We start from the raw sequence: 19,347 nt of genomic DNA, 5'->3' as shown, positions 1-19,347 counted from the left end.
GGTGAGGCTGCCTCAGCGGTCCAGCCAGGCCACAAGGCCGTCCATTGTCTGCAGCCCGTATCCCACCGCACCGAAGCCGACGACCACCTGGCGCCGCTCGCGGGTGGGGTGGAGTTGGCGCATGGTCAGCACCGTCTTGCCGTCATCCTGCTCGTCGAAGGTCACGGTCGTGCGGAAGCGGTCAGGGTCGTTTGGGTCCGGCGTGCCGTAGTCCATCACGATCCGCTCGTTCGGCACGATTTCCAGAAACCGCATGAGGTTCGGGAACCGCTGCTCGCGGCCTTCGAACACGCCGACCATATCGAACCGCCATAGGCCGCCCTCCCGGATGTCGGCCTCGTAGCTTTCGATGCGCAGGCCGGTCGGGCCATACCATTCGGCCAGCGCCTTAGGATCCATCCACGCCGCAAACACCTTTTCGCGCGGGTGGTTCAGCAGCTTCACCAGCACGATTTCGCGGTCGAGCGACCAAGTGTCCAATAGATCAGCCATCGTGTTCTCCACCTTATTCCGCCTTGTCCAAGTAGATTTCCAGCCGATCCAAACGCTCGGTCCACTGCCGGCGCTCGGCCTCCATCCAGTCCGCCGCCTCGTCAAAGCGCGAGCGCACCAGGCGGCACCAGCGGCTGCGCCCGCGCTTCTCACTGGCGACCAGACCGCATCCTTCCAGCACCTTGAGATGCTGGGCGAAGGAGGGCAGCGACATATCGAAAGGCTCGGCCAAGACGCTGACCGGCGCCTCGCCCTCGGCCAGCCGCGACACCACCGCGCGACGGGTCGGATCGCTGAGAGCGTGAAAGGCGAGGTCGAGCGGAGCTAAATGGTAAGGCATCTGCCTTAGTAATTCCGACCCAATATCCCCGTCAAGGATAGTTAGGCACCTTCCTTAGTGTCTTGCCGCAATCTCGCGAAGGCCTTGGCTAGGTCCGACCTTCTGAGTCATCCTCGGAGCATGACCAAGTACCTCATCTCCTTCCCCAGCGAGGCCATGGTGCTGACGCAGGAAGAATTCCCCATCGTCGTCGCCACCTCGCATGCGGTGATCGAGGAGGCCAAAGCCGCCGGCGTCTATGTGTTCGGTGGTGGGATTAATGAGCAGGTCGATCCTGTGCTGGTCTCCTCCGATGGATCGGTGTCGGCTGAGATCTATCCCGGCACGCGGTTCAACGGCGGGTTCACGGTGCTCGAGCTGCCGACCCGCGAAGACGCTGTCCTGTGGGCGCAGAAGATCGCGATCGCCTGCCGGTGTTCGCAGGAACTGCGCGAGTTCATGTACGATCCCGCCAGCTAGGGTGCGACAGGGAAGGGCGGAAGAGCGGCCAGCGACGTTGCAATTGTTGATCGTATATTTTTCACCGCCCAGGTGAGTTCAATTGGCGCCAACAATTGGCACGCCTATTGCTTCATGAGTGATGATGGCGACGACGCCGTCCCATAATTACGATGGATCGGCCGAAGGTCGGGAAGAGGTTGGGCTATGAAGAAGTTTGTTGGTGCGGCCTGCGCCGCGGCGGCGTTGTTCGTGTCGGCGTCTGTGGCGAACGCGGCGACCGTCTATCAAACGACCTTCCAGGGTGCGACCTTCACGGTCACCCAAAACAGCAGCACGAACATCACGTTCGATATCGCTGGGGCCAATGCGCTCACGGGTAATTGGGCCGGCGCTCAGTATCTCGGCGCGTTCTCGTTCAAAGGCCTCGGCGTCACGGCCTTGACCGCTACCTTGGCTGGCGGCGGCACGACGAATGCGATCAACGGCGGGCTTGCTGCGGGCGGTTGCAATGGGAATGGCGCAGGGTTCGCCTGCTTCAATTTCGACCCGAACATCGCCGCGAACGTCAGCAATCTGACCTTCGACATCAACGCCACCAGCGGGGTGTTCGACCTTGCTCAGGGCGGTCCGCACTTGAAAATCCTGTGGTCGAACAACGCCACCAAGGATCAGAAGGTCGGCGACCTGTTCTCGCAAGACATCCCGTTCTCGCATGATACGCCCGTTTCGGCGGTGCCGGAGCCGGCGACCTGGGCCATGTTGATCGCGGGCTTCGGCCTGGCTGGCGCCGCCATTCGTCGGCGTCGTCAGACCTACGCTCACGCCTAATCCAGACGACTGAGACAAGCAGAAGCCGCGCGGATCTCGGGTCCGCGCGGCTTCTTCACGACAGGCGCCAGGCAAGGGCGGCTTGTCGAGTTCTAGGTTCGAAGAGCTAAGGCGCCGCGTCGGCGCTGACTGCGCACCATTGTGCCAACCGCGCCGAACCCTACCAGCATCATCGCCCACGTTGCGGGTTCGGGGATGCCAGCGCCAGTAACTCCTTCCACGCGGAATTGCTTCGCGCCGGCGATCGCTGGATCGAAGCTGAAGGCGAGGCTGGTGATCCCCGGTCCGGAGACGATGAACTTGTTCTCCCCGTTATTGACGAGGCAGAAGCTGCAAGCGGCGTCACCGAGGTTCGGCGTGGCCGAGAACAGGGCCAATCCGTTCACCAAGAGATTGAAGGTGGAGTCGTAGCCACCCTTTCCCGTTACGGATTCCAGATTGAACGTGACCTCGTTCCAGGCCTTGGCGAAGTTGACCGTGAGATTTTCAATCAACGGATCACCGACGACCGTCGCTTCGCCAGAGCCATTGACCGAGAGTTGGCCGGTGGTCGTGCTGTAGGTGACAGCCGAGCCGTCCTGGTTGACGTAGGCGTTGACGCTAGATCCCGTCTGGCTTGAGTTCGAGTGTACGCCGGTCTGGGCCCCGAACGAGCCATTCTCCAATTTGTAGCCGTCCACGAGGACGGAAGCGGCGTTGGCGCTTCCAACTGAGAGTGCGGCAAGTGCGACGCCGGCAAGAACGCCGTTAAGCAACCTATGCATCTGTACCTCCCCATGGGCCGGGGGCGGCCCGCCGAGTTAACGATAAAATAACCCTGTTACCCAATCTCGGCGCAATGCAATTGGCTACAACCCTAGGCAATCAAGGCAGTGAAAGCGGCCGAGCAGTAGTTGCAAATGTATAGGTGAGGACAAAGAGGTCGTTCGCTATTAGCAATTATTCTCCAACTCCCGCTAAGCGTGGGAATTGAAACTTTTCTATCTAGCGATGATTTGAGTTCCATAAGAGCCGGCCGCGATGGTGCGGGCAGCCTAAGACAATCGTATGGGGTTGGGAGATTGCTGGCTCTGCCATCCCCAATACCCAGCGGGGCCACAATCTTGGTGGGACCTTTCCGAGATCCGCGGCGACGCCCCTGAGAGCGTCACCGCCTGGGCTCGGTCTTCTAGGCTTCGGCGAACTGGCGCAGCCGAACTTGGATCAACTCGTCGGCTTCGCGCATGATGCGGTCGATCAGTTCCTGGACCGTCGGTACGTCGTGGATCAGGCCGGCGACCATGCCGCACGACCAGCCGCCCGCGTCCATCTCGCCGTCGACCAGGATGCGGGGATAGACGCCCGCCACTTCCTCGGCGATGTCGGCGAAGGTCACCTTGTCGCCCAGGGCCCGTTCCTTCTCCAGCAGGCGCTCGACGCCGGCGTTGACCAGCACGCGCTCAGTGTTGCGCAGCGGCCGCATGATCAGCCGGGTGTCCAGTTCAGAGGCGTCGACCAGGGCCTGCTTCACATTGGGGTGCACCGGGGCCTCCTGGGTCGCGATGAAGCGGGTGCCCAGATTGACGCCATCCGCGCCCAGCGCCAGGGCGGCGACCAGCGAGCGGCCGTCAGCCATGCCGCCCGAAGCCAGGAACGGGATCTTCAGCTCCTCGGCCGCGCGCGGCAGCAGGATGAAGTTCGGCACGTCGTCTTCGCCCGGGTGGCCGCCGCACTCGAAGCCGTCGACGCTGACCGCGTCGCAGCCGATCGCCTCGGCCTTCAGCGCGTGACGAACCGAGGTGCATTTGTGGATCACCACGATGCCGGCGTCCTTCAGCATCGGCAGCCACTTTTGCGGATTGTTGCCGGCCGTCTCCACGACCTTGACGCCGCTCTCGATGATCACGTCCACCAAGCCCGGATAGTCGGGCGGAGTGACCGAGGGCAGGAAGGTCAGGTTCACGCCGAACGGCTTGTCGGTCATCTCGCGGCAACGGGCGATCTCGGCCCGCAGGCGATCGGGGGTGCCCTGGGTCAGGCCGGTGATGATGCCCAGCCCGCCGGCGTTGGACACCGCCGCGGCCATCTCGGCGAAGCCGACATAGTGCATGCCGCCCTGGACGATGGGATGGCGGACGCCAAGCATTTCGGTGATGCGGGTCTTCATGAGATCGGTCCTATGGCTCGGCGACGGGGCGCGGAAGAATCTTTACGGAGTAAACAAAAGCGGAAGGAGGCGCTCAAGTCGAGAGCTGCGACACATCAGAAAGCAGGGCGGCGTAGCGCGCCGCGCCATCGCAGACCTCGCCTGTCGGCTGCAGGCCGAGCCGCGTCGCCAGCCGGACGGAGGCCAGGTTCGCCGGCTCGATGAAAGCTTCGACCTGCGTGCAACCGGGCCAACCGCGCAACCAGTCCAACGCCAGGAGCGAGGCCTCGCTCATCAGCCCCTGACCCCAAAACCCCGGATGCAAGTGGTAGGCGTACTCCGAGCACGGCCCCAGCTGGTTGAAGCCCGCTATGCCGACAAATGCCTGGTCGGCCTGCGTCTGCAGCGCCCAGCGAAAGCGCGTTCCGTCGGCGGCGCTGCGGACGAAGAAGTCGATGATCTTGTCGCTGTCGGCCGGCGTCCGAGCCGGGAGTTCGATCGGCTGGAACTCATAGTCGCACGCCGGTCCCGAATAACGGCAGACCTCCTCGCGCGACCACAGATCGAACATGGCGACTGAGTGCGCCGGGGAAAGCGGCGTCATGACCAGCCGCGCCGACCTCAGGGTCGGAATAGTCAGCGCGGCGCTCATGGCTGGCTAGCGCTTGCGCACGAACACGGTGCCGGCGGAATAGCCCGCGCCGAACGAGCAGATGAGCCCGGTGTCACCGATGGCGAAGTCGTCATTGGCCTTGTGGAAGGCGATGATCGATCCGGCCGACGAGGTGTTGGCGTACTCGTCCAGAATGATCACGTTCTCGCCCGGCGCCGGTTCGCGACCCAGGACGCGTTTGCCAATCAACTCGTTCATGTTGATGTTCGCCTGGTGCAGCCACAGCCGCTTCAGGGCGGTGGGGTCGAGGCCAAGATCGCCGGCGTGCTGGACGATCATCTCGGCCACCATCGGCACCACCTCGCGGAACACCTTGCGGCCTTCCTGGACGAACAGCTTGTCGCTCGCCCCGATCCCCTCGGGCGCGGCGCGGTTCAGGAAGCCGAAATTGTTGCGGATATTGTTGGAGAACTGGGTCTTCAGCCGCGTGCCAAGAATCTCCCAGCCATCAGTGGCGTCTTCCTCGCGCTCGACGATCACCGCGGTCGCCACGTCGCCGAAGATGAAGTGGCTGTCGCGGTCGCGGAAGTTCAGGTGGCCCGAGCAGATCTCCGGATTGACCATCAGCACCGCGCGCGCTGAGCCGGACGCCACGAAGTCGGCGGCGGTCTTGATACCGAAGGTGGCCGAGGAACAGGCGACGTTCATGTCAAAGGCGAAGCCTTCGATCCCCAGCGCCTGCTGCACCTCGATGGCCATGGCAGGATAGGCCCGCTGCATGTTCGAGGCCGCACAGATCACCGCCCCGATCTGGCTGACATCCTTGCCCCAACGCGCAATGGCTTCCTTGGCCGCCTCGACGGCCATTTCGGCCAGAATCGAGATTTCCTCGTTGGACCGCTCGGGCAGGTCGGGACGCATGACGTCGGGATCGACCAGGCCGCTCTTGTTCATCACGAACCGCGACTTGATCCCCGAAGCCTTCTCGATGAACTCGACGGAGGAGGGGGTGAGGGCGGCGATTTCGCCTGCCGCGATCGCCTCGGCGTTGGCGGCGTTGAACCGCTCGACATAGGCGTTGAAGGTCTGCACGAGTTCGGTGTTCGAAAGGCTGTGCGGCGGGGTGTAAAGGCCCGTGGCCGCGATCACGGCTTGATGCAAAACGCTGTCTCCGACAACTGCTCCTCTGGTCCTGGAATCCGTCCGGGTGGGAGCTTCGCGAACACTGATAGCACGGCCGCCGCCCGCGTCAGCGGCTGATGTGGCCCTAATGACACAACGTGGAATGGTCTCGGCTTTGCCGGCGAACCGACCTTTTGCCGCCGCGTTTGGGGACGACCTACCAATACGGCTGGGGTGGCCGAGCTTAAGTACGGAGTACCAATAACAATGAAGACTCTCATCATCGCCGCGGCCAGCGCCGCCACTGTCGCCGCTTTCGCCCCCGCCGTCGCCAGCGCTCAGGTTTCCAATGTCACCGGCTACGGCTCTGTGGGCTATAGCCACCACGACCTTGAAGGCGCCGATGTGGGTGCAATCCAGGGTCGTCTCGGCGCGCGCTTCGGCCAGTATGTCGGTGTCGAGGGCGAGATCGGCCTGGGCGTCCTGAAGGACAACCTCAGCGTCGGCGGCGTCGATGGCGAGGCCAAGATGAACTATTCGGCCGCCGCATACGCCGTCGGCTTCCTGCCGGTCGGCGAAAAGGCCGACCTCTATGTCCGCGGCGGCTACGGCACCACCAAGGGCAGCGTCACCGTGCCCGGCGAGTTCAACCGGGTCAGCGGCGAGAGCTGGAACTACGGCGCCGGCGGCCAGTATCTGTTCGACGGCAAGAACGGCGTCCGGGCCGACTACACCCGTCACGACTTCACCGACGGCGGCGGCAAGGCCGACGTCTACTCGGTGGGCTACGTCCACAAGTTCTAGGTTTTCGGGCCTAGCCTAAAAAATCAGGGCCGCCTCTTTCGAGAGGCGGCCCTTTTTTTGGGTCTGAATGCTGGGGTGGTTGGGGCTCGCTTACGCGAACGCGGCCTTTACGCCGCGGCGTGGTGCATGAAGCGGCCGGCGAGGGCCCCGTCGCGCAGGAAGATGTTCACCTCGGTCGGGCGGCCAGCCTGCGCATAGCGCGCGGCGAGCGAGCGCGCGGCCGCTTCGGCGCGGCCGCCGGCTTCAAACATCAACTCGTTGTCGAAGGCCTCGGAACGAACGACCCAGCCGTTGGCGGCGGGGGCGACGGAAATCTGCAGAGCCATACAAAGCTCCTTTACTAGCTAGTTCGGGAAGATCAGCGCCGTCCCATCAAAGGACGACACCATCAGGCAGGGCGGCGGCCCCGAAATGGCGGCCGCGAGGCGAAGTCAGGCCGGCATTCGGCTCGGATTATGATGACATCGAAGCATGGTGCTTCTCGCTAGCTCTACCTTGATGACAGCATAGATAGGGGATCGCGCGCCGATCGCCACCCCAGAACTCCTGCGAACTTGCGATAGAAAATCAAAAGGTGCTTTCGGCATGCTCGGCGGAAACGCGACGGGTCGTGAAAGGCTCCACGCCCGATCGATCACCTTCATTTGCTCCAGCCGTGGCGCATAAGGGCTTTGCGCGGGGCGAAGCTGTCCCAAACTTGGCCATTCGGAGCCCCGACTGATGCGCGCCGGACACGCCCCGCGCATTTGTCAAAAGATGTTCCGACTGCCCCTCGCCGGAACGCCTGAGCGCGCCCATATGCTTCCGGCGCAAGGAACCCCATGGACGCCCTATTTCATCACGTCGCCGAGTTTATCGCCCGTCATCACGCTTGGGCAGGCGTGATCTTGGGATTGGTGACGCTGCTTGAATCGCTGGTCCTGATCGGCGCCTTCATTCCGGCGACGGCTCTGATGGTGATGGCGGGCGGCCTGATCGCCGCCGGCGTCCTGGATCCTCTGCAAGTCATCTTCTGGTGTGTGGCGGGCGCCGTCGTCGGTGACGCCATCTCCTACGAACTGGGCCGGGGCCTCGGTCCCAAGACCCTGCGTCACGCCGCCTTCCGCGAGCATCGCCGCAAGATCGCCCGCACTCGTTTGTTCACCCGCCGCTATGGCGCGGCCTCGATCTTCATCGGCCGTTTCTTTGGCCCGCTGCGGGCGTTCGTGCCGCTGGTGACCGGTCTGCTGGGCATGCGCCGCCGGACCTTCCAACTGGCCAACACCGTGTCGGCCGTCGTCTGGGTGCTGGTCATCCTCGCCCCCGGCTATTTCGCCGCCAAGGGCCTGGCCGAGCTGGAAGCCCTCAGCGAGGCCGACCTGATCACCGTCCTGATCGCGACCGCCGTGGCCGTCAGCCTCGCCGGCTTCGCCGCCTGGCGCATCCTCAAGGCGCGCATGGCCCGCCAGGAAGCGGCCCTGGCCATGCTGTCGGCGCGCGTCGAGCAGTAGCGGGCGCTCACCCGCGCGGCTCGCCTGCCGCCGCGTCCGGCTTGACGCTACGCTTGCGGAAGCCGAACCTCCCGCGAGGGAGACAAAAACATTGCCTGAAGGTTTCGCAGTACAGTTCGCCGCTTCGTTCGCGGCCGTGGCCCTGTTGGTAGGCCTGGCCGCCTGGGCCAAGATCGCCAAACCCATGACGCCGCTGGACGACGCCCGCGCGCTCAAGCTGCTGGCCGATGAGTTTCCGGGCCGCACGGTCGAGCAGATCTGGGTTGCGGTCGACGGCCGGGGCGCCTTGGCCAAGTCCGGCGCCGCGGCGCTGGTCCTGTGCGAGGTGGGCGACGGCTACGTCGCCCGCCACATTCCCTGGGCCCAGGCGATATCGTCCAGCTTCCGCGACGGCGTGGTGAAGCTCGACCTGTCGGACGTGGCTGCGCCCAACGCCCGCATCGCCCTGCAGAGCTGGCCGCCGTCTTCCACCCCGCCCCAGGACAAGAGAGCGGCGTGAAACCGGCCTTCGATCCCGTCACCCTGGCGATCCCGTTCTTCATCCTGGCGATCATTCTCGAGATCGTCCTGACCCGGCTGAAGGTGACGCGGGCGCACTACGAGACGAAAGACACCATGGCCTCGCTGGCCATGGGCCTGGGCAGCAATGTCGCCGGCCTGCTGACCGCCGGCGTGGTCGTGGCCGCCACGATCTGGACCTACCAGCACCGGCTGTTCGACGTCCCGATGACGGCGATCTGGGCCTGGATCGCGCTCTTTCTGCTGGAGGACCTGACCTACTACTGGTTCCACCGGCTCAGCCACGAACGACGCTTCTGGTGGGCGGCGCACGTGAACCACCACTCGTCCCAGCACTACAACCTCTCGACCGCCCTGCGTCAGACCTGGACCGGCGGGCTCGCCGGGACCTGGATCCTCTGGCTGCCGCTCGCCTTGCTCGGCTTCCCGCCGGCCATGATCGCCATCCAGAAGGGGATCAGCCTCGTCTACCAGTTCTGGATCCACACCGAGGCCGTCGGCCGCACGCCCCGCTGGTTCGAGGCGGTGTTCAACACCCCGTCCCATCACCGGGTCCACCACGCCCGCAATCCCCGCTACCTCGACCGCAACTACGCCGGCATCCTGATCGTCTGGGACAAGCTGTTCGGCACCTTCCAACCGGAACTGGACGAAGAGGCCTGCCGCTACGGGATCGTCAAGAATCTCAGCGGCTTCAACGTCCTGCGCGTGGCCTTCCACGAATGGATCGCGATGGGCCAGGACGTCGCCCGCCACCCCCGTCACGCGCTGGGCTACATGTTCGGCCCGCCAGGCTGGAGCCACGACGCCAGCCGCGACACCTCCGCGACCCTACGCACGCAGTGGGAGGCGGGGCAGGGCGGCGAGCCCGAGCCTCAGCCCGAGCCGCACCAAGCCCCTCAAAAGGCGGCGTCCGCCTGACGCCCCTATCGGCGGCGACGCGAAAGCCGCGCCAGCGCCGCTATCACGGACATGACGCAGAAGAACAGCATCGCCGTGACGACGCTCTCGACCGACACGTTGCGGGCCAGTGACAGCGCCAACGGCTCCTGGGCGACGGCGCCGGCTTGGAGGATCGAGGGCGCGTGGCGATCAATCAGGGTCAGGATCGCGACATAGACCGGCGCCGACAGCATCGCGACGAACAGCCACGACAACACCCAAGACCTCGCAACGCCGAGGTGATCGCGTCGCGGAACAGGCGGTGGAGGCGGTTGAGCAGGCGCGGGGCTGGCTGGGTCTTCGCTGATCATCAAGCCAAGCTACCGAATCCCAGCCAACTAGGCCGTTCACAATTCGTCTCCTGCCGATCCAGCCAACACCGCCCCATTCCTCTCCCTCGGGAGAGGTGGGGACGTCGCGCAGCGACGCTCTGCTGAAGGTTGTGGCAAGTGGGGGCGACCGCTTCTGGCTCTTTGCGGTCCTTCGCAAGATCCGCTTACGGCCATTGATGAGCCTCGCGAGAGGCCCTGACCGACATCGACCGCGCCCGCGCTTCCTAGGCGCCAGCTATTTCGCGCAGGTCGCGCTCAGCCGCGATGTAGCCGAATGCGAAGCGACTGCGACCATGGAGGATCTGTTCAAAGACCGCCTGAGCCGCGCCTGTCTCGTGGTTGTAGAGATACCAATTGCCTACGCCGTAACCCTGGGTCGCGTAGAGAGTTTCCCGATCATGGATTTCTTGAGAGCCCTTTTCGGGGTTCAGCAGGTCCTCGGGCTGAAGCTCGCCGCGATACATGCGCAGGCGGCGGTAATAGGAGGGGCCCTCCACGAACGCCTCGTCCGGCAGGTTTTCGGGGATGCCGGTGAGCACATCGGCTGCCGCCGCCACATCGCCCTTGCGGCGGAGGGTCATGTAGAGCCAGTCGTTGCAGGCGGTCAGCCCGTCATAGTCTTGGGGGCGCACCCATCCAAGGCACCGCCTATACGTGGCTTCGGCGGCATCCCACTCTCTGAGGAGGTAGTGCGCCAGGGCCAGATGATAAAAGGTGTTGAACTGGATGCTGGTGGCGGGAACTGGCAGCTCGTTGCCCTCGCCGTCAGGCTCGATCCACTCGGGCAGTCCCTCGATGAGTTCCGCAGCGCGCGCTAAGTCAGCCCGCCCCTCGACGAACCGCCGAGCTGACAGGAAGCGATGTCCGCGCTGGCGAAGAAGCTCGAAGGAGTCGGGATATCGCTGAAGTCCCTCGCTGAACACAGCGATGGCGTCGTCTATCCCATAGCGGAAAGCCAGCACCCGTCCGTACCAAACTGTGTTGGGCAACGACCGGGACGTCTCGTAGTTTGAACGAGCACGATCAAGCGTTCGCTTGGAGCGTTCACGGATACTGTCAACTGTCATCGGGGCAGTGGAGCGGTTGCGACCGCGACTGGCAAGTCCGATCGATTCCAATTGTCAGTGCCTTGGGGGCGCAGGGCTGACCTGAGTTGATCTTGATTTGGGTTGCGGTGGAATTGCGCGCAAAGCGAGGGCTGTAGAGGTTGGAAAGAAGCGGCGCTGCCGATGCGCTCGAAGTTAGGAAGTTGGCGTGCAGCCGATGTCAGGACTTGCCGCCCAGCCGACACTTCGCGGCTCATTGGGCAGGTCGCCCCGAAGCGGACGCGCCTAACGGCTGTGCAGGGTGGTTTGCGGACGTCAGGGTATTCGATCGCCCTTACTATCCCTCATGAGGGGGCCGAAGGTGAGGTCGTCGTCGGGGTAATGGATGGTCTCAGCTCCTCGATGCCGGGTGCCGATTGCTAAGAACCTCGCCGCGGACGATGAACGATTACAAAGGTGGTGGGCGTTTGCTTCGCCAGCCGGGAAGGCCGCGTACATCCCAGCCGAGAGGGGATGCTCGCCGTTTTCGTCGATGAGAACCAAGTCGCCCTCTAGCACGAAGACGAACTCATCTTCCTGCTCATGCCAGTGACGCAGCGCGGAATATGCCCCAGGCTCAAGGGTGAGGTAATTGACGCCAAACTGGGTTACCCCAAGGAGCCGGGCGAGCCTCTGCTCATGTTTGCCTTCGAACCACTCTGGCCGGAGGGCAGACGTAAAGGTGTTCGGCGAGGGCGGTCCAATCTCGCCAATGCGGCTATCCGGCATGAGCTCTCTCAAATGATCTCGTGATCGTCGTCGGCCTCGATGAAGGGCGCAATTAGCCGCCTCAAAACCGCACCTCCATTTAACGACCATTCCGGCGCGAACTGCAGCACACGTAGGCCCCCCCCCCCTTGCAGCCTCTACGTTCGCCGCTCGATCATCGATGAACAGGGTGCGCGAGACCTCGCATCCGGAGCGCGCGATGACTTCATGAAAGTACGCTGGGTCAGGCTTCATCGCGCCTAGGTGGCAGGAATAGAACTCGGCATCGAAAACCCGCTCATAACCCAGGTCAACCGACATCGAGGCGGCGCGGCGCGACTGTTGATTGGATGCCAGTGCGCAGTAGATTCCGGTCGCTCTTAAGTCAGCTACGAGATCCAGGGCGCTATAGTCGACCTCGATTTGGTGCCATATGCCGCTGAACATTTCTAGGCTGGGATTGCCCGACCAACGCGCCAGGACTGGTTCAACGCACGCATGGATATCATGGTGACCGGTGAGCGCTTTTCCCTCGGCCTTGAACAGATCCAAGATGAACTCGTCCGCACTTATCGGATCAACCGCGAACGCCGTTGCAAGCTGAGCGGCTAGGTCCGGGGGCGGCCGTTGGATGACACCGTCCGCATCAAACAGGATCGCGTCGATGCCCTTCAAAATCGGCCTCCGTGCAGTATAGGCGCCAAGCTTAGCCGCGGAAGCGCGAGATGTCCGCTAAGGGGCGGTTCCGGTCAGACCTTGAGGCGGCAGCAAGCAGACCTTGATAGGAGTCCGCTTCTCGCCTCTTCCTCGATGTCCGGAAATGGCGCTACCCGGTCGTCTCTGGCCGCGTGGTCGGGATGCGGACCTTCCATCGCGGCTTCCGGCTAGACAACGTCCTCTAGCCAACTAGCCTCCGGGGCATGACCGACATCCGCCCCGCGACGCCGGACGACCTGCCGGGCGTTATGGCGCTCTATCGTCAGCTCAATCCCGATGATCCGGTTCTCAACCTCACCGCCGCCGAGCCGGTCTGGTCGGCCCTGCTGTCCTCCGGTTTCACGACGCCCTTCGTGGCGGAGGTGGGCGGGCGGCTGGTGTCGTCCTGCACGCTCGCCATTGTTCCCAACCTGTCTCGCGGCGCCCGCGCCTACGGGGTGATCGAAAATGTCGTGACCGACATCGACCATCGCCGGATCGGTCTTGGCCGCGCGGTCCTTCAGGCCGCGCTCGATAAAGCCTGGAAGGCCGACTGCTACAAGGTTCTGCTGGCGACCGGGTCGCGGCGGGAGTCCACCCTGCGCTTCTACGAAGGCGCGGGCTTCCAGAGGGACGCCAAGACCTATTTCGAGGTCCGCCGGCCCTAAGTCCATCGGGCGGCGAAGCTGTTCCTCAGCCTGTCGCTTTTGAGGCCCACACGTCCCTGCCGCCTCACCCCTGAACCGACAGCGCCTCCATGCCCCGGAAGAAGGGCAGGGCGCGCCAGGTCGGTTCGTCTCCGGCCAAGTGGAGGTCTGGGAAGCGTTCGAACAGCTTCACCAGCGCGCGGCGGGCCTCGATCCGGGCCAGGGGCGCGCCGATGCAGATATGGCTGCCCCCGCCGAAGGCGACGTGGGGGACGTGCTTGCGGGTGATGTCGAACCGGTCGGGGTCTTCGAACACCTCGGGGTCGCGGTTGGCCGCGTGCAGCGAGGTGATCACCGACTGATGGGGCGCCATCGGGCAGCCGCCGACGTCTCGGGGCTCGGAGATCACCCGGTTGGTGATCGCCACCGGGGATTCAAAGCGCAGGATTTCTTCGATCGCGGCGCCCGCCAGACTGGGATCGGCCTTCAGCTTGGCCAGTTCCTGCGGGTGGTTCAGCAGCAGCCAGACGCCGTTGCCGATCAGGTCTGTGGTGGTCAGGTTGCCGCCGATCAGCAGGGCCGAGAGATTGACCCGGATCTCGCCGTCAGACAGCGGCGCGCCGCCGGCCTGCAGCGCGACCATATCGCTGATCAGGTCGTCTTGCGGCGCCAGGCGCCGGGCCTCCATCAGGTCGGTGAAATAGGCTGTCAGCATGCCCGAGCCCCACTCCATGCGCTGGGTCTCTTCAGGCGTGCGCAGCGGGTTGAGGCCGAGGATCGAGGCTTCCGACCATTCGCGGAATTCGCGCATCCGCTCAGGCTCGACCCCCAGGATCTTGGCGATGGCCAGGATTGGGATCGGAATGGCGAGGTCGGCAATCAGGTCGAATGGCGCGTCGGCGGGGGCCTCGTCGATCACTTTGTCGATGATCGCCTCAATCTGCGGCTTCATCGCCGTGATCCGCGCATAGAAGGCCTTGGCCAGCGGCAGGCGGACGCGGGAGTGGTCGGGCTCGTCCAGCGACAGGATGCTGTCGATGCGGTCGCTCTCGTCGTCGCGGTCCATGCGCCGAAGCAGCGAGCCTTCCTCGGCATTGGTCCAGTGGCGCCAAAGCGTGCGGTCGTTCACCGTCTCGCGGACGTTGTCATAGCGGGTCAGGAACCAGGTCTTGACCGGCTCATCGCGGAAGACCGGGCACTGCTCGCGCATCTCCTTCAGCCGCTCGTGGGGGCTGACCCGGGCCACCGGATCGAAGGCCGAAGTCCCGACAATGCTGGGCGGCTGGGTCATGACGCGTCTCCCTGGTACTTTTGCCGGGATAGTGCGCTCGTTTGCCGAAATGGAAAGCCGAAAGGGGTGGTTTCCCTTGCGGCATAAGGGATTTTAATCGCGGAGCAGGGGCAGGGAGAGGCCCGAAACCGGCCGCGCATTGAGGATTTCCCGGCGGAAACGGAACAGCTCGGCAGGCCGCCCGCCGGTTTCGGAATCCACGCGGCCCAGGCCTTCGACCAGTTCCGCCCGCTCCAGGGCGCGGCGGAAATTCTGCTTGTGCAGCGGCACCCCGGCGATCGCCTCGGCGGCCCGTTGCAGCGCCGACAGGGTGAAGGCCTCGGGCATCAGTTCGAACACCACTGGCCGGTACTTCAGCTTGCCGCGCAGGCGCGAGAGCGCGGTGGCCAGGATCCGGCGGTGGTCGGAAATCATCGGCTCGCCCAGCGCCGCGGCCAGGGCGGGCGAGGCGCGGGCCGGGGCTTCGGCCCGGTCGCGGGAGGCTTCTGAGGCCAGGCCTGCCTCGTAGAGCAGTTCGTAGCGCTCCAGCACGCGCTCCTCGTTCCACGGCGCGCCATCCAGGGCGAACAGCAGGCGTGCGCGCGACAGCTTGTCGACGCTGCCGTCGGCCCAGCAGCGCAGGGCCGGCTCGATCGCGTCCACCGCTTCAGGGCGGCCCTCGCGCCAATCCTCATAGGGGAAGAACCGCAACCAGCTCGCCCAGGCGGTGTCGGGGGCGGCGGTGTCCACGGCGCTGGGCGTCAGCGCCAGATAGCCCACCGACAGGACGCGGGCCGCGCCCAGCTCCTTGCCCATGTCGGCCAACGGGGCGTCCCGGCCCTTGTCGCCAAAGGTGTAGAGCTGCTCCACATAGCCGAGGTCGAAGCGGGTCTGGGCGGTCACGAAGGCCCGCAGCGCCAGCTCGAAGGTGCGGTGGCCGTCGGGATCGAAGGGGCCGAAGGGCAGGCCGGCCGGCTCGCCTTCGGGGCGAACGATCAACACCACGGCGTCGCCATCGCGGATCGCCACCACCACGGCGGACAGTCCGATCACGACGGCGGCAGGATCCATCAGTAGCGGACCGCGAAGTCGAAGGGCACGCCGACGCCCGAATACTCGTAGTCGCCCATCGCCTCGACGGCGTCGACCATCCGGCCGCGCCGGCCCAGCACGTCGTCGGCGAGGGCCACGATGCGGCGGTTGGGATAGGCGTGCTTCGCGGCCTGGCGCATGGTCAGTGCGATGGCGCGTTCGTCGACCTCAGGGTTGCGGTCGCAGGCCAGCACGAAGGCGCTGGCGCTGGAGCGGCTGATCCCCGCCCAGCAGTGGACGATCATCGGGGCGCTCTCATCCCAGGTGGCGCCAAAGGCCAGCAGGTCGCGGACGAGCCTTTCGCTGGGCAGGATCAGGCCGTCCATCGGCTCGGCGATGTCGTTGACCGAGAGTTTCAGGTGGCGCTCGGGCGCCATGCCCTTTGGCGTGGCGATCATGCTGGCGGAGTCCAGCAAGGTGATGACGTGCGAGGGCCCCCGCGCGGCGATCAGCCCGGGCACCTCGGCCAATCCGCAGACAATCAGGGTCATTCAGCTACTCGGTGTCGAAGGCTGCGTCCGAGGGGGAGGCGAATCCCGCCGCCTCGGAGAGGACATGATAGCGCTGAATGTAACGGCTTTGCGCCTGCGCCGCGGAAAGCGGTTCGATGATCAGCTCATACCCTGCCGGCGGAGCGTCGAAGAACTCCAGCGCCTCACGGTGGTTGAACCCCGCCAACTGGGTCGCCTCGAAGAAGGCGCAGGCGCGATCGGCCTGCTTGATCAGCTTCTTCACCGCCAGCGGCGTCTTGGCCGGGATGCCGAAGCGGATGTGGATCGCCGTCTCCAGCCGTTCCTCGAATTTCTTATAATCCAGCCCCAGCGCCGCCTTGAACGGGCTGATCATATCGCCAATCACATATTCCGAAGCATCGTGCAGCAAGGCCGCCAGTCGCCACTTCGGTTCAAGATCCGGCTGGATGTGGGCGCAGATCTCCTCGACCACCACCGAGTGCTGGGCAACCGAGAAGGCATGCTCGCCGATCGTCTGCCCGTTCCATCGCGCGACGCGGGCCAGGCCGTGGGCGATATCCTCGATCTCGATGTCCATGGGCGAGGGGTCGAGCAGGTCCAGCCGCCGACCCGACAACATCCGCTGCCAGGCGCGAGGTTCCTGAGCCGATAGACGCAGCCCTTTCCTCACCGATGCGTTCCTTTCATGGTCAAGGTCGTGAACTGACCCAGGACTTGCCAAAGATCAATGCGTGGCATGCGCTTGGGGTCCATCTTGGCCGCGTACCGTACAGCAAGGGAACGAACATGAGCTGGGCTAGGATCATGGCGCCGCTATCGGGCGGTGAAGGTGACAAGGCGGCGATCGCTGCGGCCGTCAAGCTTGCGGAACCCTTCGGCGCAGAGCTTGCCTGCGTCTATACGCCGGCTGACGTCGCAGACGTCATGCCCTGGATGGGCGAGGGCTTTCTCGGCGGCATTCAGACCACGGCCCTGGAATCACTGAAGGAAGCTGCTGAAGCCGGCGAGAAGAATGCGCGCGCCGCCGTCGCCGCGCTTCCATACGCCAAGAGCCAATTCATTTCGCTCCAGACGCCGGTATGGGCGGGCCTCTCCGCCGAGAGCAGGCTGTCGGACGTCGTGGTCTTCAACAACGATCCTGCCCGCGGCCGCGGACCGCTGGGCGAAGCCTTCCAGCAGATGGTGGCCGATGAGCAGCGCCCGGTGCTGATCGCACGCGAGGGCTTCAGCGTCGGCGGGCCGGTGGCGGTCGCCTGGGATGGCGGCAAGGAGGCCTCGCGGGCCGCCCGCCTTGCGCTGCCGTTGCTGGAGAAAGCCTCGCGCGTGGTGATCCTCGCCGCCCCGAAGGCGACGTCACGCAGCTTTGATCCGCATAGGCTGCAGGCGTATTACGCCGCCCGCGGGGTGAAGGCCGAGGTGGACATCTTGCCCGACAGTGGCGACGCCGCCCCGCTGCTGCTTTACGCCGCCAACAAGGTGGAGGCCGACGTGCTGGTCGCGGGCGCCTTCGGGCATCCCCGATTGCAGGAGTTCATCTTCGGCGGCACGACGCGGACTCTGCTGTCGGCCGACCACCCGTCGCTCTTCCTTTCCCACTAATCCTGAGGTTCAGGTCATGACCCTGTCGCGTATAGTCATGCGGCTTGCCCGCAATCCTGGCACTGAGTTCTCGGGCGGCGACGATCATCGTGGCTACGCCCTGACCGCGCCCCTCACCACTGACGGGATGCTGGACGAGGCGGCCTATTCGAAGAGCAAGGCCTCCTGCCTTGTGCGCCGGTTTGCGCCGGACGAGGAGGCGGTCGATGGGCGCTTGGCTCGTCGCGGCAGCCGTTGGTTCTTCGACTATGACGAGGACGACGCCGCCGACGATGAGCCGGTGCACAGGCTCGGGGAGCATCGGTTTGCGGTCGGGGAGTACGTCACCGTCACCGACGAGGACGGCCGGCCCTTAACCTACAAAGTGGTCGAGGTTCAGCCCGCCGCTTAGCGCACTCAGACGCCGCCGTTGCGGCGAACGAGCTCGCGGACATCCTGATTGATGTTGTCCCCGGATTCCGTTCCGGCTTTCGAGCGAACCTTGGCGATGGTCAGCGGTCCAGTCTTTGGACCGCCGGCCTCGTAGCCGATGTAGCCGTAGCCGGCAGGCAGATCCTGGCCGGTATAGATGAAGGTCGCGCGCAGGCCGCGTTTCTCCCGCGACAGAGCTTCGCCGCGCATACGGACCTCGCGGTAAATGTTGACCGTTGTGTCGTCGCCATTGGCGTCGACCGACAACGGGCCGATGCGGACCTTGGCCGTCTCACTGTCGCTGGACACGTGGATGCCGGGAAGGTCGACGCTGGCGTTGTCAGCTTTCTGATCGCTGTCGTGGCGCCGGCCGGCGTCGAGGCCTACGTCGGCAGCGGCCTCGGCCTGGACGCGCGCCACCTCGGCGCTGATCGCGCTGACATTCGCGGTGGTGGAGGCCACATCGGCGATTTTGGCGCTGGTGTCGGCTTGCCTTGCGGCGGCGTCGGGAGAAGGCGCGCCCGGCGTGCTTCGTAGGGCCGCCTCTATCTTGGCCAGGGTGCTCTGGGCGTCGCCGACGACAGGGACGAGCTCAAGGCTGACTTCGGCGCCATCGGCAGACTGATAGGCGCAGGTCTTTCCATCATTGCTGATGCTGACGCGAGTCAGGTCGCCTTCGGTCGTCGGGCAATCCAGCTTCGCCACGGAAGGCGAGGCGCCCTGGCAGCCTGCGAGCGTCAGGGCCGAGGCCGCGATCAGCAGGGTCGTTCTCATGAAAAAGGCTCCGGTCGGTTCACGTTGAACCTGACCGGAACCCTTTGTAGCGTCGAGTGAATTCGGCGTAAGCCTATTGCTGACCGGGACGCGAGCCAGCGCCTTCGCGGCGGGCCAGGAAGGCCAGACGCTCGAACAGGTGAACGTCCTGCTCGTTCTTCAACAGGGCGCCGTGCAGCGGCGGGATCAGTTTGGTCGGATCGCGTTCGGCGAGAGCCGCGGCGTCGATGTCCTCGACCATCAGCAGCTTGAGCCAGTCGAGCAGCTCAGAGGTCGAAGGCTTCTTCTTCAGGCCTGGAACCTTGCGCATGTCGTAGAAGATGCGCAGCGCCTCGGCGACCAGCTTCTGCTTGATGCCCGGATAGTGGACCTCGACGATCTCGTTCATCGTCTCGGCTTCGGGGTAGCGGATGTAGTTGTAGAAGCAGCGGAGCAGGATGGCGTCCGGCTGGTCCTTCTCGTTGTTCGAGGTGTTGATGACGATCGGGCGGTTCTCGGCCTTGATGGTCTCATTGGTCTCGTAGACGTAGAATTCCATCCGATC

General features: G+C 64.7%; 23 protein-coding genes and 2 pseudogenes. 9 read left to right on the top strand and 16 right to left on the bottom strand.

The window, feature by feature from the left end; genetic code table 11:
- Positions 1 to 12 precede the first annotated feature (12 nt).
- Positions 13 to 492, bottom strand: coding sequence for an SRPBCC family protein (locus Q8M13_RS01130; RefSeq protein WP_305297780.1), 480 nt, complete (start codon positions 490 to 492; stop codon positions 13 to 15).
- 13 nt (positions 493 to 505) lie between these two features.
- Complete coding sequence (locus Q8M13_RS01125; protein WP_305297779.1) at positions 506 to 832, bottom strand: helix-turn-helix transcriptional regulator; 327 nt, start codon at positions 830 to 832, stop codon at positions 506 to 508.
- Between the two features lie 120 nt (positions 833 to 952).
- On the opposite strand from Q8M13_RS01125, the gene Q8M13_RS01120 reads away from it, so the two are divergent.
- Together Q8M13_RS01120 and Q8M13_RS01115 are read left to right on the top strand one after the other, a co-directional pair.
- On the top strand, positions 953 to 1,291 hold the full coding sequence (locus tag Q8M13_RS01120; RefSeq protein ID WP_305297778.1) for a YciI family protein: 339 nt from the start codon (positions 953 to 955) through the stop codon (positions 1,289 to 1,291).
- Positions 1,292 to 1,477: 186 nt separating this feature from the next.
- Positions 1,478 to 2,101 carry a PEPxxWA-CTERM sorting domain-containing protein gene (locus Q8M13_RS01115; protein WP_305297777.1) on the top strand — a complete coding sequence of 208 codons (624 nt, stop codon included), beginning with the start codon at positions 1,478 to 1,480 and terminating at the stop codon, positions 2,099 to 2,101.
- 92 nt (positions 2,102 to 2,193) lie between these two features.
- Here Q8M13_RS01115 and Q8M13_RS20915 read toward each other — a convergent pair.
- The 4 genes and pseudogenes from Q8M13_RS20915 to Q8M13_RS01095 form a co-directional block, all read right to left on the bottom strand.
- Positions 2,194 to 2,298: pseudogene (locus tag Q8M13_RS20915) on the bottom strand (PEPxxWA-CTERM sorting domain-containing protein); the annotation flags it as partial.
- A 971-nt stretch (positions 2,299 to 3,269) separates the two neighbouring features.
- Positions 3,270 to 4,247, bottom strand: a complete 978-nt coding sequence (locus tag Q8M13_RS01105) for a nitronate monooxygenase family protein (protein ID WP_305297775.1) — start codon at positions 4,245 to 4,247, stop codon at positions 3,270 to 3,272.
- Positions 4,248 to 4,320: 73 nt separating this feature from the next.
- A complete protein-coding gene (locus Q8M13_RS01100) occupies positions 4,321 to 4,878 on the bottom strand; it encodes a GNAT family N-acetyltransferase (protein WP_305297774.1) in 558 nt (185 codons plus the stop codon).
- Positions 4,879 to 4,884: 6 nt separating this feature from the next.
- Positions 4,885 to 6,000 (bottom strand): beta-ketoacyl-ACP synthase III, encoded by a 1,116-nt coding sequence (locus Q8M13_RS01095; RefSeq protein ID WP_305297773.1) that lies wholly within the window; start codon positions 5,998 to 6,000, stop codon positions 4,885 to 4,887.
- 228 nt (positions 6,001 to 6,228) lie between these two features.
- Between Q8M13_RS01095 and Q8M13_RS01090 the strand changes: the two genes are divergently transcribed.
- Positions 6,229 to 6,765 carry a porin family protein gene (locus tag Q8M13_RS01090; protein ID WP_305297772.1) on the top strand — a complete coding sequence of 179 codons (537 nt, stop codon included), beginning with the start codon at positions 6,229 to 6,231 and terminating at the stop codon, positions 6,763 to 6,765.
- Positions 6,766 to 6,872: 107 nt separating this feature from the next.
- On the opposite strand, the gene Q8M13_RS01085 is transcribed toward Q8M13_RS01090, so the two are convergent.
- Positions 6,873 to 7,091 carry a hypothetical protein gene (locus Q8M13_RS01085; RefSeq protein ID WP_305297771.1) on the bottom strand — a complete coding sequence of 73 codons (219 nt, stop codon included), beginning with the start codon at positions 7,089 to 7,091 and terminating at the stop codon, positions 6,873 to 6,875.
- 495 nt (positions 7,092 to 7,586) lie between these two features.
- Here Q8M13_RS01085 and Q8M13_RS01080 point away from each other — a divergent pair, with 495 nt between their 5' ends.
- The 3 genes from Q8M13_RS01080 (at position 7,587) to Q8M13_RS01070 (ending at position 9,695) form a co-directional block, all read left to right on the top strand.
- Positions 7,587 to 8,255, top strand: coding sequence for a DedA family protein (locus Q8M13_RS01080; protein ID WP_305297770.1), 669 nt, complete (start codon positions 7,587 to 7,589; stop codon positions 8,253 to 8,255).
- Positions 8,256 to 8,346: 91 nt separating this feature from the next.
- Positions 8,347 to 8,754, top strand: a complete 408-nt coding sequence (locus tag Q8M13_RS01075; protein WP_305297769.1) for a hypothetical protein — start codon at positions 8,347 to 8,349, stop codon at positions 8,752 to 8,754.
- Positions 8,751 to 9,695, top strand: coding sequence for a sterol desaturase family protein (locus Q8M13_RS01070; protein ID WP_305297768.1), 945 nt, complete (start codon positions 8,751 to 8,753; stop codon positions 9,693 to 9,695). The genes Q8M13_RS01075 and Q8M13_RS01070 overlap by 4 nt, the downstream gene beginning before the upstream one ends.
- 5 nt (positions 9,696 to 9,700) lie before the next feature.
- On the opposite strand, the gene Q8M13_RS01065 is transcribed toward Q8M13_RS01070, so the two are convergent.
- The 3 genes from Q8M13_RS01065 to Q8M13_RS01055 form a co-directional block, all read right to left on the bottom strand.
- Positions 9,701 to 9,934 (bottom strand): hypothetical protein, encoded by a 234-nt coding sequence (locus tag Q8M13_RS01065; protein ID WP_305297767.1) that lies wholly within the window; start codon positions 9,932 to 9,934, stop codon positions 9,701 to 9,703.
- A 338-nt stretch (positions 9,935 to 10,272) separates the two neighbouring features.
- Positions 10,273 to 11,037, bottom strand: a complete 765-nt coding sequence (locus Q8M13_RS01060) for a hypothetical protein (protein ID WP_305297766.1) — start codon at positions 11,035 to 11,037, stop codon at positions 10,273 to 10,275.
- A gap of 372 nt (positions 11,038 to 11,409) precedes the next feature.
- On the bottom strand, positions 11,410 to 12,516 hold the full coding sequence (locus tag Q8M13_RS01055) for an HAD-IA family hydrolase (RefSeq protein ID WP_305297765.1): 1,107 nt from the start codon (positions 12,514 to 12,516) through the stop codon (positions 11,410 to 11,412).
- Positions 12,517 to 12,761: 245 nt separating this feature from the next.
- Here Q8M13_RS01055 and Q8M13_RS01050 point away from each other — a divergent pair, with 245 nt between their 5' ends.
- Positions 12,762 to 13,205: a GNAT family N-acetyltransferase gene (locus tag Q8M13_RS01050; protein ID WP_305297764.1), complete on the top strand. Its 444-nt coding sequence runs from the start codon at positions 12,762 to 12,764 to the stop codon at positions 13,203 to 13,205.
- A 64-nt stretch (positions 13,206 to 13,269) separates the two neighbouring features.
- On the opposite strand, the gene Q8M13_RS01045 is transcribed toward Q8M13_RS01050, so the two are convergent.
- The 4 genes from Q8M13_RS01045 to Q8M13_RS01030 form a co-directional block, all read right to left on the bottom strand.
- Positions 13,270 to 14,475 carry a cytochrome P450 gene (locus tag Q8M13_RS01045; protein WP_305297763.1) on the bottom strand — a complete coding sequence of 402 codons (1,206 nt, stop codon included), beginning with the start codon at positions 14,473 to 14,475 and terminating at the stop codon, positions 13,270 to 13,272.
- A 93-nt stretch (positions 14,476 to 14,568) separates the two neighbouring features.
- A complete protein-coding gene (locus Q8M13_RS01040) occupies positions 14,569 to 15,525 on the bottom strand; it encodes an NAD regulator (protein ID WP_305297762.1) in 957 nt (318 codons plus the stop codon).
- Positions 15,525 to 16,037, bottom strand: coding sequence for a tyrosine phosphatase family protein (locus Q8M13_RS01035; RefSeq protein ID WP_305297761.1), 513 nt, complete (start codon positions 16,035 to 16,037; stop codon positions 15,525 to 15,527). Before Q8M13_RS01035 ends, Q8M13_RS01040 begins: the two co-directional genes overlap by 1 nt.
- A 4-nt stretch (positions 16,038 to 16,041) precedes the next feature.
- Positions 16,042 to 16,689: a YfbR-like 5'-deoxynucleotidase gene (locus Q8M13_RS01030; RefSeq protein WP_370869908.1), complete on the bottom strand. Its 648-nt coding sequence runs from the start codon at positions 16,687 to 16,689 to the stop codon at positions 16,042 to 16,044.
- A gap of 116 nt (positions 16,690 to 16,805) precedes the next feature.
- Between Q8M13_RS01030 and Q8M13_RS01025 the strand changes: the two genes are divergently transcribed.
- On the top strand, positions 16,806 to 17,618 hold the full coding sequence (locus tag Q8M13_RS01025; RefSeq protein ID WP_305297760.1) for a universal stress protein: 813 nt from the start codon (positions 16,806 to 16,808) through the stop codon (positions 17,616 to 17,618).
- A gap of 16 nt (positions 17,619 to 17,634) precedes the next feature.
- Entirely contained in the window at positions 17,635 to 18,009 is a 375-nt protein-coding gene (locus tag Q8M13_RS01020) for a hypothetical protein (protein WP_305297759.1), read from the top strand.
- A gap of 5 nt (positions 18,010 to 18,014) precedes the next feature.
- Here Q8M13_RS01020 and Q8M13_RS01015 read toward each other — a convergent pair whose 3' ends face one another.
- A complete protein-coding gene (locus tag Q8M13_RS01015) occupies positions 18,015 to 18,803 on the bottom strand; it encodes a hypothetical protein (RefSeq protein WP_305297758.1) in 789 nt (262 codons plus the stop codon).
- A 73-nt stretch (positions 18,804 to 18,876) separates the two neighbouring features.
- Positions 18,877 to 19,347 (bottom strand): annotated as a pseudogene (locus tag Q8M13_RS01010) (ATP-binding protein); the annotation flags it as partial.

This window comes from Phenylobacterium sp. (assembly GCF_030681155.1).
Classification (GTDB): domain Bacteria; phylum Pseudomonadota; class Alphaproteobacteria; order Caulobacterales; family Caulobacteraceae; genus Phenylobacterium.
The sequence above is the reverse complement of the archived record's forward strand: the minus strand, read 5'-3'. Positions and strand labels throughout refer to the sequence as shown.